Here is a 15,120-nt window from a genome sequence, read left to right as displayed (position 1 = left end):
TTAGCTACCACCGACAACAGGTAGAGATGCGCCGTGGATTGAACGCGCGTCATCAGATGCGAGAAAAGCAATTACGTCAGCAAGCGCGGCTGGGGACACCCATTTACCAGGGTCAGCATCAGGCATGGCAAGCCGGTTTTGCGGTGTATCCAAGATACTGGGGAGAACGCAATTGACATTAATATTATGTTGACGCAATTCTGCGGACATGGATTCAGTCAAACGAATGAGTACATCCTTGACTGCACAATATGCCCCCATTTTGGCAGCCCCTTTCAGTGCAGCATGCGCACTGACATTGACAATTTTCCCGCCTGACCTGTCTATCATGCTGGGAACAATGGCACGCACGAGTTGCAACATGCTGCGGACATTGATATCGAATAAAAAATCCCAATCTTCATCTACAGTTTCATGTACTGAATATCCCATGCTAAAGCCGCCTGCAACATTGCAAAGTATGTCGATCGCCGGATATTTTTTCAGACTCATTTCCAGTACCGTTGCGACTTGATCTCGATTGCACAAATCCGCAGCAAGAAGCAAGCATTGCTCATTACCCTGACCAAAAGCACTTTCAAGATCATAAAGGTGACGGTCAACAAGTATCAGGTTTTTCCCGCTTTGAGAAAATTTCCTGGCAAGTGCACGCCCCAGATTACCGCACGCACCTGTAATCATGACTGTTTGAGTTTTCGTACTCATGATGCTTCCCCTGAATATGGCGTTGAAATTTGTAACGTTGTTACTTGAAAAATTAAGGCTGTATCGCACTATTTTGCGGCAGCAGTTGCCATTACTACTTGGCAAGAAAATCCAGTGTAGAAAATATCCGATCCGCATATAGAGCGAGCTCGATATCTTTTTCCGTGATGCCATCGGCATCGTGCGTCGTCAGTGTCATGACGACCTTGTTATAGACATTAAACCATTCTGGATGATGGTCTTTTTTCTCAGCAAGCAAAGCGATATGCGTCATGAATGAAAATGACTGCATAAAATCTGTAAAAACATATTCGCGCGTTATCGCCTCACGCTGACGATCGAGTTTCCACATGGGTCGGGATTGCAGGAACTCTGCGACGCTGTCTGAATTCATCATTTTTTCATCTACTCAATCGGGGTTTTCGGTTTTTCTTGACTTACATCAAGCATTGAATCGAAAATAGTTTAGTGCGATTCACATGCAAATTGTGCGCAAATAAACCTGCAATTCTCAATTTTTATGCATATAATTTGCATTAAATTCCAAAAATAGGAAAAATATGAGCACTGTCACAGTTGATAATTACGACATCAATTTACTCACCGCCTTACAGCGAGATGGAAAAGCAACCAATAGTTCACTTGGGGAGAAAGTACATTTATCAACATCACAAGTCAGTCGCCGCGTGCAACGACTGGAAGAAACAAAGGTGATTTCTCACTACGTTGCAGTGCTTAATCCTGAAGTGATAGGCTTAGGAGTCTCGGCTTTCACACACATCACCTTAAGCAGACAGGGCGAACATGCCGCATTGTTCGAGAAGGCGATGATGGATTTGCCTGAAGTGCTTGAATGTCACTCAGTCACTGGTGAGGCAGACTATATACTTCGTATTACAGCACCAGACTTGACATCATTCTCTGACTTCATGGAGAAAAAATTACTACGCCTCCCCAGCGTCGCCAGCGTCAAATCCATCGTGACACTGAAAACGATCAAACAAACTTCCAGCCTTCCACTGGAACATATTGCCCTGCCACGGCCTGTCAAAACCCAGATAGTCTTTACATGATTCCTGGGATGGGAATGAGTGAATATGATGCTGGCCTTGGCGCGACATATATAGGCGCAAAGTCGCAAGTAGTTTGTCGACATCAGGCGCATGCTAGAGCCTTCATCAACCCACAAGGAAACAACATGAAAGCCGAAGACATACTCCCAGATCACATCAACACGACCACTATTGACGGCCTGACGATCAGAAAAGGCACCGTCGCTGCCTTCGTGGTCAATGCAAAGACCTATTTGCAGTCAGACAGCTCGACAGAAGAACGCGCCAAGGCAAAAACGGCTGTATTGGAAGCCCTGCCCGCCTTGAAGGCTTTAGGTATATTCGATGTGTTCGCTATTGCAGACCCTGGCCTGCGTGATATGCTGGCCACACATCAGTCGTAACCAGACTCTGACCATGCAGATCGTGGCAACCCAGTCCCCTGGTCATTGCCCTCATTGACGGCGCAAGTTTGCCAGCACAGTCTTGTCCAGTTTTGCTGCAACACCTACGCTGCGCCCCGCCAGATTGGGGATACTGAAATGAATAGCGCTACCCAATATCTGGGCACATTCCGACAGGTTGAGCCCATAATCCTGTTGCAGCCACTGCACCATGCCGCTGGTTGCTACCCGCAAGGCATCATCCAGCGAACCTGCCTGCCCCAGTACCATGATCTGCGTGGGCGACTCTACTCTTGGTGCATTGACAGATTTCCCTTTAATGACATCCACGGTAAATTCCACATCCATGGATGTTTCCAAAGCATATTGCGAGGTCTCACCATCTCCCTGCAGGGCATGCGCATCACCCAGATAAAGCAAGGCACCGGGTTGCTGCACAGTCAGGTAGACGGTATTGCCTTCAACGACCTCATTAAAATCCATATTGCCACCAAAGCGCCCAGTGTCACCTGTAGATATGGGCGGGGAACCATTGCCCGGTGCAACCGCCAGCCCACCCAGCATGGGGCGCACTGGCAGGCTCAAATTACGCAAACCTTCTGTCGGTTTTTCCGGGCTGGCCAAACCACGTTCCCTATCCAGCTTCCAGCGTATGGGCTTGCCAAGATTTGTTGCTTTGGCTGCCAGTGCAGTACCCAATGCCCTGCCGACGATACTGTCAAGGCTGTCGGCATAATCACGGTTCAGGCGCAAGCGTTTAAGGTGTATCACCAAGGTGTCGCCCGGTTCGGCACTGCCAACAAAAAACGGGCCAGTCTGCGGATTACCATACAAGGCTTTGGTGACGCCATTTTCATCGACGCCGCCAGAATCTATGGTCTTGGTGTGCACCGTATCACCCGGCCAGATCGTCAGCACTGGGAGACGATGCGGGTCGAATTCATTGGAATAATCTGTGGGCTGGAAATCGTATTTCCGTACAGCCCCGGCAGGACGATCAGGTATCCTGCGCGCACTGAATGTATGCGAAGCTCTTGCCTGCGGGTTATTTGTATCAGGAAAATCAGCCGTGCCTTGCATGGCATCCTTGCTGACTGTGCCAGTATAAGAATACTTTGCCTTGTCCGCATCAGTTACTGTGAATGCCATGCCTTTGGCATTACGCGTACCAACAAGCTGGTCACCATCAAGCTTGCCGTTGATGATGCTACCGTCCACTGTAATACTCAATGTCTGATAAGAGCGATTGCCCCATCTATCGACTTGCAATAGCCAGTGCTCTTCATTTGCTGCAGTCGCCAGACAAGGGACAAGAAAGATCAATAACATCGCGTATCGCAGCATGTTTTTCCCCGTGAAAAAAATTAAATGTAGCTGCGATACTAAATTATTCTGCGCCTAAGCTTCATTAAATGCGATGAACTGCCAATTACCATGCACAGACTGCAAACACATCGTTTAGTTTGCACGGCAAACGCATGATGAAATCATGGTTTTGCCTTGTTTTGACGAACTTCCAGTGCCTTGGCCAGCAATTCATCAGCACTCCAGTGCCGCGTCAGCCACACAGTAAGTGCCTCGCCAGAGATGTGCCAATTCACCATACGGCGGTCTTGCAGATGATCGTAATTATAGTTTCTGGCAACATACCAGGCCAAGCGTAAGCCAGCAGGGTCAGACTTATCCAGCAACAGAGAATATATTTCATAGGGCGTTAAGACCTCTACTTGCATAGCTCCCTGCTCTTTCAATTCTTTCCAGATCAGCGCTTTGTCTTCCTGTCTGAGCACTGCGATCTTGGCATGTTCGGGCCGGTCTGTAATGTTTGATAAACCGTATGCATACAATAGCCAGGGGCCACACAGCAGCGCCAGAAATATCAGACATAAAACTGCAGCCAAACTTTTTAAGATTAGTCTGTATAAGCGAGGTGCGGCAAATTTGATTTCATTGATAGTTTTTTTCTCAAGCATAAATTTGCTTTAAAAATCCTTACTGGAAGTACAGTTCCATTACTGCGCCGCCTGCCCCATGGCTGCGGTCAGCATGGTTTGTACTCTTGAGCGTACGAAATGGATATGGCTGCGCAAGCCATATAATTCTTCTGCATAGGACAAGGGTATGGTGATGCGATTGACTTTTTCTTCTATCTCATCAAGATGGCGCAATTGTTTCTCTGCGACGCTCTGTTTGTCTTCAAGCGCGACTTCTTCTATCGCCTGCTCTACCAGGCGCAGTTGCCCATACCAGCGGTAAATGCGTGAGCGTATGCGCCAGACATACAGGGGCGGAATAATCTTGGACAGCGGCAAGAACAAGGCACCGAGGGCGACGATAACGACCCACATGCGTTCTATAAAATTCGCAATCCAGAAGCTCAAGTAGCGTTGCAACATGGGCGGGCCGTTTTTATAGAACTTCTCAGCCTCATGGGACACAGGTATTTCTGTATATTTATCGGACGGGAATTCACCCTGACGACTGAACCAATCGGCACCACTATGTATCCTGTGTGCTGCCTGCAATAGCAAACCCATCAGTGCCGGATGCAGGCTTTCATGGGCGACCAGGGTTGCTGTCGGCGCGATCAAATGATAATCATGGGCTGGGATGTCCTTGCCTATGTCTACGATGCCACGCGGCAGCACGACATGCGACAAAAACGGAAAGCGCCGGGTATAAGCTTCTGCCTGCACAAAATCAAACAGGCGTATACCGGGTGTCTGCAATAACATTTGTACGAGTGGTGAATCACTGGCTGAACTGAAGATCAGCACATCGACCTTGTTATCCAATAAGGCAACTGTGCCCGGCGTATCAGCCCGTTTTTGTATGGTCACGTCTTCTTCCGACATGCTGTTGACACTCAAAATCTGGCTGAACAGTTTGGCGACGCCGTTACCGTCAGGGCCGACATTGACGATCTTGCCCTTGAACTGGCTGATAGTGGTAAATTCTTTGGGGCTGCGGTAAAACACCCATATAGGCTCATAAAACAGGCTGCCCAGTGAAATCAGGCCGCGCTCGTGGGCTTGTGCTTCATCGGTAGAACCGCTGCGCACGAAACCCACTTCAATTTCAGAATCAGGGTCACTGATGCGGCTCAGGTTTTCTTCTGACCCCTGTGAGGATTGCTGGCGCAAGGTGATTTGATTTTTTTGCAGTTCTTGCGCATAACGCTTGGCAAAACGCTCATAAGAACCATTTTCCTGTCCGCTGGAAATATCAATCACACGTGGCGGTGCCGGGTCTACCAGCCAGTAGCCCACGCCACAGACTATCACCACCATCAGCGTGATCGGGCCAAATGCGACCAGCAGATCACGCAGATTGAAGAGAGTGAATTTGATTTTTTGCATGTTCAACTGGATTTGGCTGGAGTAGGAATGTATTCCGCCTTCAACTGCTGCAAGCCCTTCAGCATTTTCTCGTAGGCAACAGGCACTTGCTGCTCATCTCCCTTGACACCCAGTTCTATATGCCTGCGCTCTGTCTCACTGCCAACGGTGGGCAGGCTGAAAACTTTGATCAGCGGGAAATCAGCCTCCAGTTGCTCCATCAAAGGGGTGACGATGGATTCAGCCATTTCATATACCAGTACCGATTGTTCAAACTGTGCATGCTGATTGAACAGATGAGAAAAATGCGTATCGAGCACCCACTCCAGCATGGGCCAGGCCATGACCGGGAAACCGGGAACAAAGAAGTGGTTATGTATGGAAAAACCGGCGATCTTGTTGAAAGGATTGGGGATGATGTCGGCCCCCAGTGGGAACTCGCCCATCTTCAACCTGTGCAAATGGTCAGGCGTGGTCAGGTCGGCCACTTCGCCTTTTTCTTTGGCGATATCCATGATGCGTTCCTGTATCAGGAGTTTGGCTTCTGGATGCAGAACGACAGGCAAATCCAGCGCGGCTGCCGCGCACTGACGGGTATGGTCATCTGGCGTTGCACCTATGCCACCGGTAGAAAACACTACGTCACCGCTGGCAAAGCTGCGTTTCAAGGTCGCTGTAATGCGCTCGCGGTTGTCGCCTATATACTCAACCCAGTCTAGCTGCATGCCACGCGCCTTCAGCAAACCAATGACTTTGGACATGTGCTTGTCTTCGCGTTTACCAGATAAAATTTCATCGCCAACGATAATCAGACCGATTGCCACGATTTCTCCTTTTTAATATTACAGGCCGGGCAGCGTCTGCGGCACTGACGGCACAGGCGACCCTGGTTGAGGCTGCACGCTGCGATGACGTTGCAAGGCTTCCAGGCAATAATGCTGGAACCACAGGCCAGTGAATACAAACACCAGTACATAAACCCAGATCGCCACGCCTGCGATGACAGGCAAGAACAGGGTAGAGACAACACCGCCCAGCCACAACAAACCAGGCGCTGCGCCAAACAGGCCAGCAATGATGCCTATAGACAGCAAAGACCAGCGATGCTCCTGCACCAAACTGGCACGCTCATCAGCATCAGCATGCAGCGCCAGTGCATCGTACACCATGACTCTGTAAGTCAGCCAGCCCCATAAAAGAGGTTGCAGTACCAGGCTGACGAAGGGGATCAGGTTCAGCGGCAAGCTTACAAACCAGATCAGCGCAAAAATGAGGAAAGAAGATAAGGAATGCCCCATGCTACCCAGGAAGCTGCCGCCATTCTTTTGTTCCAGCTCAGGGTAATCACGCATACCGACATGTTTACTGATAGCAGGCATGGCAAACACCGCTATACACATCAATGAGCTAAATACCATCAGCGGCAAAAGTACCCACATGGCCACCAGCGGCACGACCACCATCTTGAGAGCCAGCAGGCCGACCATGGACAACACACTGCTGACCCGCGCAAAACCATCATGCTCGCCCAACCATGCCTGGATAAAATCCATCATGCTTTGCAAACCCCACCACATGGCTATGCCCCATAAAACGAGGGCGACCATAAAAGGTAAAAAAGTCAGTAGCAGCATACGGTAATGCAATTGCGCTGCTACTGCCCTACCCCATGCCCGCATCACGGATGCGATATTCATTGTTGCTTTTCCTTGTCAAATCCAAACATGCGCTTTAAACCCAGCCATTGCTGTGACCAGAATCCTTCGCCATAGTTACGTGCGCTACCCTCAGGTGCGGCTAACTGGTCACGTATGCCGGTCAGAGAAAATTCTTTGGCAAACAGGGCAGTACCAAACAATACATCCCAGACAGGGAACAAAACTGAAAAATTATGGCCACCCAGTGTGCCCTTGCCATGGGTCTCATGACCTATGCCTATGGCATGATGGGTGCGGTGATAACGTGGCGACACCAGCAGGTATTCACCTATGCGGCCAAAATGGACACGCACATTTGCATGTTGCAGGCTTTGCAGCATTTGCGATGCCATCACCAGCATGACATATTGCCCTGGCTCTACACCGATCACAATCGCAATCAGGCCCATATAAATATCGCGGATAAAATCGTCCAGCAGGTGATTGCGGTTATCACTCCACAAATTCATGTCGCGCTGGCTATGGTGCAGGCTATGCAAGGCCCACCACCAGTTGAATTGATGTTCGGCCCGGTGATACCAGTAATCAAAAAAATCCAGTACAAACAAATATACGCAGAACAGCAGGACTGGATACTGCAGCATACCTGGCCAGATGTTTTCCAGGTTGAAGGGATTGACACCCTGCAAGTGCAGGATGGCCGTCAACTGATCCAGCAAGGGATCCAGCACAAAAAACACCAGGATGGAAAAAGCCCCCAACCTGTGCAAGGCGGTGTAAATGAAATCATTCCAGCGTGCATAGCGGTTCTTGATTTCATGCACGGGTATCCACGATTCAAGAGGGCGCAAGATGATGAACAGCACGATCAATTGCAAGATGCCGAGCATGAACCATTCGACGCCCTCATAAGAGTCTTCCACAAATTCACCCAGCCCCAGATTGAACATCGCGGGCTGTACTATCGTTTCAAAAATCCAGGCTTGCAGATTTGTGAACAGATCGGAAATAGTCATTATTTTTTCTGCTGATTTAAATTTTGATATGCGGGGTGTTCGCGTAGAGTAGCAAAACAAAAGGATTTTTGCTCAAGGCCGCTAATCAGCGGCTCCAGGTTTTCTGGTGCCCAGGCCTGCTTGCGTGACCATATACCCAGATGCGCCATGAAAATATCGCCATCCCTGAGCTTGTCGAGAGCACGTCTCAGCAACATGGGATTGCTGAATTTTTCGCTGGACAATTCATCGCCAGAAAATCCGGCAGGTGACCAGCCCACATGCATGTAGCCGCATGCCTGCCCCGCTTTCAACAAATTGGGGGTCAGTTTGCCACCTGGTGCGCGCCACAGGGTATCAAGCTTTTTACCGGTCAGGGCAAAAAACCGCTGATCGACGCGACGCAGCTCCTGGCAATACTCCTTTGCCGTCCATTGCAGGGTTTGACCAGCTTGCGCTCCAAACTGAGGCTTGACGGCAATACGTCCGTCAGGCAAATCGCCAACGACATACACGTGATCAAAGCTGTGGGTGCCAAAAGCATGGCCTTCATCGGCCAGTTTTTTCCAGTAGGGCGACCAGCTCATGTCCAGCGAATAATCGCCTTGCACGGTCTTTTCATTCGCCAGGAAAAAAGTCGCCTTGATTTGATGGCGGCGCAGGGTAGCAGCTATCAGCTCGGCCTGCGACTGGCTGCCAGTATCAAAAGTCAGGTAGATGGTTCCCTTGCAATTGCTTGCTGCAGTCGTGGCAGCAGTAACTACAGGCAAAACCAACATGGTCAGCAAAGCCGCAACGGCCGCATGCGCAGGCCGCAGCAATTTACATATTGCCGGCACGATTGGCAAAGTAGACGCCATGCGGGGAACGGCCTACCGGAATCATCTTGATGACCTTGCGGCTGGCAATATCAATGACGGCCACTTTCTTGATCCAGCGCAGGGTCGCCCACAGGGTTTTGCCATCTTCGCTGACTTCCATGCAGTCAGGGCCGCCCGGAACAGGAATGGTGCCTACAATTTCCAAAGTCTGCTGGTCAAGGATATTGATTTCATTGGAAGTACGGTTGGAGACAAAAGTATGTCGTTTATCACCCAGGGCGCGGAAGTTATGCGTGCCCTCGCCTGCCTTGATTTTTTTGACGGTTTTCTGCGTGCGCCAGTCTATGACTTCAATATAATTACTGCCCATGATACCTACCAGCAAGTATTTATCATCGGGTGTCATGGATATACCAGCAGGCAATTTACCCACCGGGATAGTCCATTTGATTTTTTGTGTTGCCAGATCAATGGCAGAAATCTGGTCACTGCCTTGCTGGGTAATGAAAACCGTCGTACTGGCTGCATCAAAAGCCATGTGGCTAGGCAATTTCGCCAGTGGTACACGTTGTACCAGCTTCATTTCCTGTCCGTCAAACTTATAGAAATCAACACGGTCCAGGCGCAGGGAATTCGAGATAAACCACTTCTGGTCTGGTGAAAAGCCAATTTGATACGGGTCTGCAATATCCTTCATACGGCGCTGTATCTGACCAGTCTTTGGGTCAAGGAAAACCAGCTCATTGCCAACCGCATTCGCCACGATCAGGGATTTGTTGTCTGGGGTGGCCATCAAATGATGGGGTTCCTTGCCCACAGGAAAGGTGCTGATTTCTTTATAAGTGGCCTGATCAAGCAAGCTCACGGTGGCATCACGCGAATTGAGCACCACGACCACATTGGCCTGTGCAGAAAATGCAGAGAATGCGGAAACCAAAGAAAACGCCAAAGACGACAACAAGATACGACTACGCATGAAAAAGACCGCAAAAAAATAAATCGAACTGGCATTTTACAGCGCATGACAATAAGGAAAGAGCTTTCCTTCAATTGTTTTTCAGATTTTTCACTTAATTTGTCCAAAATCAAGCCTGAACCTATTGCTGTCAGAGCAAGAAAGCAGGTGTAAGTGACCAAAATCTTTTCTTTTGCTCTACAATTGCGCCAGCTTTTCAAGATCAGCGACGACGATTCCAGCGTTTTATAATTGAGCTTCTTTGAAAACCTCCACGCAAATTACCCAAGAGCAATATTGGATTGCATGGCGATAAGTCAAAATATCGTTCTCATAGATCGAATTGAAATACAGACTTGAAATCCAGGCTTGAAAACGGCATATCTGGAACTAAGTACGAACAACAAAATACCAGCAGTAAATTTAAAGCGTTACAGAACGCGAAACAAAGGAAAATAATGAGCACTATTACAACAGTAAGCGGTTTGCAATACGAAGATAAAGTCATTGGCGAAGGCGCAGAAGCAGAAGCCGGTAACCATGTCGACGTTCACTACACAGGCTGGTTGCAAAACCCTGACGGCAGTGCAGGCAAAAAATTTGACTCCAGCAAAGACCGTGGTCAGCCATTTTCTTTCCCATTGGGCGCAGGTCATGTGATCAAGGGCTGGGATGAAGGCGTGCAAGGCATGAAAGTCGGCGGCACTCGCCTGCTGACTATCCCTTCCAGCCTGGGTTACGGTCCACGCGGCGCTGGTGGCGTGATCCCTGGCAATGCAACCCTGATATTTGAAGTGGAATTGCTGGGCGTTTAATCTCTCTCTGCAAAATCCCTCAAAGATCAGCATGCCTGATTTGAACAAGCCCGTGGCAGCTGTCATGGGCTTGAACCATATTACGCTCTCAGTTGCTGACCTTGAGCGCTCTTTCCGCTTTTATGTCGATGTACTGAGTTTGAAACCAGTCGCCCGCTGGAAAAATGGTGCCTATCTGGAAGCCGGCAATGACTGGCTCTGCCTCTCGCTGGACCAGGATTGCCGTACCAGCGTTCCCCCTGAATACACTCATACTGCATTTTCTGTAAGCCTTGCATCCTTTGCCATTTTTAAGCAGATGGCAAATGCCGGCGAATTGACGCTATGGAAAATCAATAAAAGCGAAGGTGATTCGCTTTACCTGCTTGATCCTGATGGCCACAAGCTGGAATTGCATGTCGGTGATTTGCAATCATGGCTCGATAGTTTGAAAATCAAGCCTTATGAGGGACTGGTGCTGTTCTGAGACGTTCAAATAAGCAAAAAATAAACAAAAGCCAGGTCTCAGCCTGGCTTTTGCTTATTTGCTACAAATTTGGTGAATACAGCTTATTCTTTAATGAAATGCTCGCGATAGTATTTCAACTCTTCGATGGACTCCAGAATATCCGCAAGTGCGGTGTGCTTTTGATGCTTCTTGAAACCAGATGCCAGTTCAGGCTTCCAGCGACGGCACAATTCTTTCAATGTCGATACATCCAGATTACGGTAGTGGAAGAAAGCCTCCAGCTTGGGCATGCCACGTGCCATGAAGCGGCGGTCCTGGCATATGGTATTGCCACACATAGGTGATTTACCTGCTGGCACATAGGGCTTCAGGAAGGCGATCAGAGCGGCTTCAGCATCTGCTTCAGTCACAGTAGAGGCTTTGACCTTGTCGATCAGGCCTGAACGGCCATGCGTGCCCTTGTTCCAGTTGTCCATCTTGTCCAGGGTTTCATCAGATTGATGAATTGCAAATACGGGGCCTTCTGCCAGTACATTCAATTGTGAATCAGTTACCACCACGGCTACCTCAATGATACGATCAGTATCCGGGTCCAGGCCTGTCATTTCCATGTCCAGCCAGATCAGGTTCATTTCATTTGGACGGGCTGGCGTAGCAGGATTTGCAGTGTTTGTTTGAATGTCGGTCGCTTGTGACATAATTCTTCCTTGGCTATTACTTATCGAATGTCACATTTTCCCATGATTTCATCCGTTTTTTCGGTTTTATTCGTTTCCTTCCTGCTATTGACGCTGATTATTCAGTTCTGGCTGGCCTCCCGCCATATCCGCCACATCCTGCGTAACCGTGCTGCGGTACCTGCACAATTCGCAGAAAAGATAGGTCTGGCCTCCCACCAAAAGGCAGCGGATTACACCATTGCCAAGACCAAGCTGGGCATGGTCATGCTGCTATTGAATGCGGTAGTTTTGATGGGTTTTACCCTGTTTGGCGGCTTGCAATGGCTGTCCGTGCATCTGGTCAAGCTCACTGGCCCCGGCATGTGGTATCAGATCAGCCTGCTGGTGGCATTTACCATCATCAGCAGCATTATCGAATTTCCCTTTAGCTATTACTCACAATTCGTGCTGGAAGAAAAATTTGGCTTCAACAAGATGACGCTGGGCCTGTTTTTCACTGACATGGTGAAGAATGCACTGATAGGTGCGGTGCTGGGCCTGCCCCTGATCTGGGTGATACTGACCCTGATGGAAAAAGCAGGCAACTTGTGGTGGCTGTATGCATGGGCATTCTTCATCGCCTTCCAAATGCTGATCATGCTGATTTTCCCGGTCGTGATCGCCCCCTTGTTCAACAAATTCTGGCCACTGGACAATGAAGAAGTGCGCGAACGTATAGAAAACCTGAGCAAGCGTGTCAGCTTTGCTTTGAAAGGCATCTTTGTCATGGATGGCTCCAAGCGCTCTGGTCATGGCAATGCCTATTTCTCCGGCTTTGGTGGCGCCAAGCGCATCGTGTTTTATGACACCCTGCTGGAACGCCTCGCCCCAAATGAAATTGAAGCCGTGCTGGCGCATGAACTGGGTCATTTCAAGCTCAAGCACATCATCAAGCGCATGGCCGTCATGTTCGCCTTGTCGCTGGCCTTTATGGCAATGCTCGGTTTTTTTAAAGAGCAAATCTGGTTCTACACTGGCCTGGGCGTTGACCCTATGTTGCTGGCACAAAATGATGCAATGGCCATGATCTTGTTCATGCTGGTCTTGCCTGTGTTTACCTTCCTGTTTTCACCGCTGAGCGCGATCACTTCACGCAAACATGAATTTGAAGCCGACGCCTTTGCCGCCAAACATACCAATGCCAATGACCTGGTCACTGCCCTGGTCAAAATGTATGACGACAATTCATCTACCCTGACGCCAGATCCTCTGCATTCGGCGTTTTATGACTCACACCCATCAGCATCGGTGCGCATCAACCACCTGCTGGCAGCACAATAACGGAGACACCATGATCAAATCCACAGACTTGCTGGCGAAGAAATCCCAGCACACAGAAACCGGTCTTGACGACGCCAGCCTGCCCGCCTACTTTGCCGCGACACCAAAGTGGACGCAAGATGGCCCGCGCATCGTGAGGACTTTCCAATTCAAGAATTATTATGAAACCTTGTCCTTCATCAATGCAATTGCCTATGTGATTCATGCCGAAGACCACCACCCTGAACTGGTAGTGACCTATAACCGTTGCGTCATCAAGTTTGATACACATACCGTCAACGATGGCAAAGGTGGCATTTCTGAAAATGACTTTATCTGCGCTGCCAAAATAGATGCAATTTTCGAGCAGAGTTTTTCCTGATGGCGCGTTCACAAGCTTTAGTCATTGCTGCCCATGGCCGCCATTATCTGGTACAGGCAGAGATAGATGGCGTGCAAGTCAAGCTCCATTGCGTCACCCGCGGCAAGAAAAGCGATGTCTCGGTTGGCGACATTGTTGAATACGCCCTGACATCCAAAAACCAGGGTGTGATTGAAGCCATCACCACACGCAAGACTTTGCTATACCGCTCTGACCAATACAAATCCAAGATGTTGGCGGCCAACCTGACACAACTGCTGATCGTGGTTGCGACAGAACCCAGCTTTACCGATGACCTGGTATCGCGCGCCTTGGTGGCGGCGGAGTCATCCGGCATCAAACCACACCTGATCTTGAACAAGGTGGACGTCACCGCCTCTCTGCCCAAGGCCAGGGAACGTGTCGGCCTGTATGCCAAGCTAGGCTATCCAGTACATGAAGTATCGGTCAGAACAGATCCAGAAGGTACACGCCAGCTAATGCATAATCTGATGCAGGGCCAAAGCACTATCCTCATCGGCCAGTCTGGCATGGGCAAGTCTTCACTGATCAATTTGCTGATCCCCGACGCAGAAATCGCCACCCGCGAAATCTCGGCAGCACTCGATACCGGCAAACACACGACCACCTTCACCCGCCTGTATCACATGGATGCGAACTCTTACGTGATCGACTCACCAGGCTTCCAGGAGTTTGGCCTGCATCACCTCAGTGAAGGCATGCTGGAACGCGCCTTTCCCGAGTTTTTGCCGCACCTGGGCAAATGCAAATTCTATAATTGCCACCACCATACCGAGCCTGGCTGTGCAATTCTGGCGGCAGTCAAAGATGGGGAAATATCCACCATGCGGCATGATATGTTTGAACAGCTGGTACATGAATCGAAGCAGACGATAGGATATTGATATCTGGATTTAGTAAAATTACTATGCAAGACGAATTGAGCTCAGACCACTGGCCACCATCAGGCTGCCCAAGTTTAAGCTGGCCAACATTAACCTCAGCTATTGAACGCGCAGACTGGTATCGTGCCGTCATTACTGCCTACGCCGCATTGTGGGGAGGGCATGTCACCCAGCCCCGGTTCACCCCTGTCAGCGAGGCTGAACTTCTCGATCTGGAAGCGCGTTTATCTTGCCAGTTACCACCTGCATTGAAAGCCTACCACCTTGAATTTGGAGCCCTGTCACTGGCAGAAAAATTATGCAGTGTCAGCCAGGATAATGATACGCCTATCCAGCCTTTGCTGGAAGCCTATCCTGGCATCATTGATATGCTGGAACACGAAGATGAGCAAGTGCTGGAGCTGCTTGAAGACATGATAGTTTTTGGTGACTACCTGGGCAACGGCAATATGTTTTGCTTTCTCCGTGAGAGCGGCGAAGTCTTTTATTTTGACCATGATGATGGCAGCATGCTCAGCCCTTTCTTCGCTTCAGTGGAAGAATATCTGGATGCGCTGATGATACGCTGCCTAGCAGAAGTACACGAGAACGAAGAAGCAGGCCTTGAACTTTTGACCCAGCGCTATGGGCCAGGGCTTGTGAAGAAGTGGCTTTATTAATTAC

At 49.4% G+C, this 15,120-nt stretch carries 19 protein-coding genes; 8 read left to right on the top strand and 11 right to left on the bottom strand.

Going from position 1 to position 15,120, the window contains the following annotated elements; all coding sequences use genetic code 11:
- Together ACO0LD_RS15125 and ACO0LD_RS15120 are read right to left on the bottom strand one after the other, a co-directional pair.
- Nucleotides 1–705, bottom strand: coding sequence for an SDR family NAD(P)-dependent oxidoreductase (locus ACO0LD_RS15125; protein ID WP_423008194.1), 705 nt, complete (start codon nt 703–705; stop codon nt 1–3).
- A gap of 94 nt (nt 706–799) precedes the next feature.
- Nucleotides 800–1,102 (bottom strand): 4a-hydroxytetrahydrobiopterin dehydratase, encoded by a 303-nt coding sequence (locus ACO0LD_RS15120; RefSeq protein ID WP_423008192.1) that lies wholly within the window; start codon nt 1,100–1,102, stop codon nt 800–802.
- A gap of 163 nt (nt 1,103–1,265) precedes the next feature.
- Between ACO0LD_RS15120 and ACO0LD_RS15115 the strand changes: the two genes are divergently transcribed.
- Complete coding sequence (locus ACO0LD_RS15115; RefSeq protein ID WP_423008190.1) at nt 1,266–1,778, top strand: Lrp/AsnC family transcriptional regulator; 513 nt, start codon at nt 1,266–1,268, stop codon at nt 1,776–1,778.
- Nucleotides 1,779–1,903: 125 nt separating this feature from the next.
- Nucleotides 1,904–2,161: a hypothetical protein gene (locus tag ACO0LD_RS15110; RefSeq protein ID WP_423008188.1), complete on the top strand. Its 258-nt coding sequence runs from the start codon at nt 1,904–1,906 to the stop codon at nt 2,159–2,161.
- Nucleotides 2,162–2,212: 51 nt separating this feature from the next.
- On the opposite strand, the gene ACO0LD_RS15105 is transcribed toward ACO0LD_RS15110, so the two are convergent.
- The 8 genes from ACO0LD_RS15105 to ACO0LD_RS15070 form a co-directional block, all read right to left on the bottom strand.
- Nucleotides 2,213–3,505: an acetamidase/formamidase family protein gene (locus ACO0LD_RS15105; RefSeq protein WP_423008186.1), complete on the bottom strand. Its 1,293-nt coding sequence runs from the start codon at nt 3,503–3,505 to the stop codon at nt 2,213–2,215.
- 143 nt (nt 3,506–3,648) lie between these two features.
- The gene (locus ACO0LD_RS15100; protein WP_423008184.1) at nt 3,649–3,894 is read right to left on the bottom strand and encodes a hypothetical protein; all 246 of its coding nucleotides are present in this window, start codon (nt 3,892–3,894) and stop codon (nt 3,649–3,651) included.
- A 279-nt stretch (nt 3,895–4,173) separates the two neighbouring features.
- The gene (locus ACO0LD_RS15095) at nt 4,174–5,520 is read right to left on the bottom strand and encodes a TAXI family TRAP transporter solute-binding subunit (RefSeq protein WP_423008182.1); all 1,347 of its coding nucleotides are present in this window, start codon (nt 5,518–5,520) and stop codon (nt 4,174–4,176) included.
- Between the two features lie 2 nt (nt 5,521–5,522).
- Entirely contained in the window at nt 5,523–6,323 is an 801-nt protein-coding gene (locus tag ACO0LD_RS15090) for a competence/damage-inducible protein A (RefSeq protein ID WP_423008180.1), read from the bottom strand.
- An 18-nt stretch (nt 6,324–6,341) separates the two neighbouring features.
- The gene (locus ACO0LD_RS15085) at nt 6,342–7,196 is read right to left on the bottom strand and encodes an EI24 domain-containing protein (RefSeq protein WP_423008178.1); all 855 of its coding nucleotides are present in this window, start codon (nt 7,194–7,196) and stop codon (nt 6,342–6,344) included.
- A complete protein-coding gene (locus ACO0LD_RS15080) occupies nt 7,193–8,173 on the bottom strand; it encodes a sterol desaturase family protein (RefSeq protein WP_423008176.1) in 981 nt (326 codons plus the stop codon). The genes ACO0LD_RS15085 and ACO0LD_RS15080 overlap by 4 nt, the downstream gene beginning before the upstream one ends.
- Complete coding sequence (locus ACO0LD_RS15075) at nt 8,173–8,931, bottom strand: polysaccharide deacetylase family protein (RefSeq protein WP_423008174.1); 759 nt, start codon at nt 8,929–8,931, stop codon at nt 8,173–8,175. Before ACO0LD_RS15075 ends, ACO0LD_RS15080 begins: the two co-directional genes overlap by 1 nt.
- Before the next feature lie 43 nt (nt 8,932–8,974).
- Complete coding sequence (locus ACO0LD_RS15070) at nt 8,975–9,949, bottom strand: cytochrome D1 domain-containing protein (protein ID WP_423008172.1); 975 nt, start codon at nt 9,947–9,949, stop codon at nt 8,975–8,977.
- Between the two features lie 437 nt (nt 9,950–10,386).
- Between ACO0LD_RS15070 and ACO0LD_RS15065 the strand changes: the two genes are divergently transcribed.
- Nucleotides 10,387–10,743, top strand: coding sequence for an FKBP-type peptidyl-prolyl cis-trans isomerase (locus ACO0LD_RS15065; protein WP_422951232.1), 357 nt, complete (start codon nt 10,387–10,389; stop codon nt 10,741–10,743).
- Between the two features lie 31 nt (nt 10,744–10,774).
- Nucleotides 10,775–11,209: a VOC family protein gene (locus ACO0LD_RS15060; protein WP_423008171.1), complete on the top strand. Its 435-nt coding sequence runs from the start codon at nt 10,775–10,777 to the stop codon at nt 11,207–11,209.
- A gap of 83 nt (nt 11,210–11,292) precedes the next feature.
- Here the strand turns inward: ACO0LD_RS15060 and orn are convergent, their stop codons facing one another.
- Nucleotides 11,293–11,889, bottom strand: a complete 597-nt coding sequence (orn, locus tag ACO0LD_RS15055) for an oligoribonuclease (RefSeq protein WP_162040688.1) — start codon at nt 11,887–11,889, stop codon at nt 11,293–11,295.
- 42 nt (nt 11,890–11,931) lie between these two features.
- Between orn and ACO0LD_RS15050 the strand changes: the two genes are divergently transcribed.
- From ACO0LD_RS15050 to ACO0LD_RS15035, 4 genes are read left to right on the top strand one after another with little or no spacing between them, the layout of a single operon-like run.
- Entirely contained in the window at nt 11,932–13,191 is a 1,260-nt protein-coding gene (locus ACO0LD_RS15050) for a M48 family metallopeptidase (RefSeq protein ID WP_423008169.1), read from the top strand.
- Nucleotides 13,192–13,201: 10 nt separating this feature from the next.
- A complete protein-coding gene (locus ACO0LD_RS15045; protein WP_423008167.1) occupies nt 13,202–13,552 on the top strand; it encodes a 4a-hydroxytetrahydrobiopterin dehydratase in 351 nt (116 codons plus the stop codon).
- Nucleotides 13,552–14,457: a ribosome small subunit-dependent GTPase A gene (gene rsgA / locus ACO0LD_RS15040; RefSeq protein ID WP_423008165.1), complete on the top strand. Its 906-nt coding sequence runs from the start codon at nt 13,552–13,554 to the stop codon at nt 14,455–14,457. The genes ACO0LD_RS15045 and rsgA overlap by 1 nt, the downstream gene beginning before the upstream one ends.
- 23 nt (nt 14,458–14,480) lie before the next feature.
- Nucleotides 14,481–15,116, top strand: a complete 636-nt coding sequence (locus tag ACO0LD_RS15035; RefSeq protein ID WP_423008163.1) for an SMI1/KNR4 family protein — start codon at nt 14,481–14,483, stop codon at nt 15,114–15,116.
- Nucleotides 15,117–15,120 lie beyond the last annotated feature (4 nt).

The sequence above is a fragment of the Undibacterium sp. Ji83W genome (assembly GCF_049340385.1).
GTDB lineage: Bacteria > Pseudomonadota > Gammaproteobacteria > Burkholderiales > Burkholderiaceae_D > Undibacterium.
The sequence above is the reverse complement of the archived record's forward strand: the minus strand, read 5'-3'. Positions and strand labels throughout refer to the sequence as shown.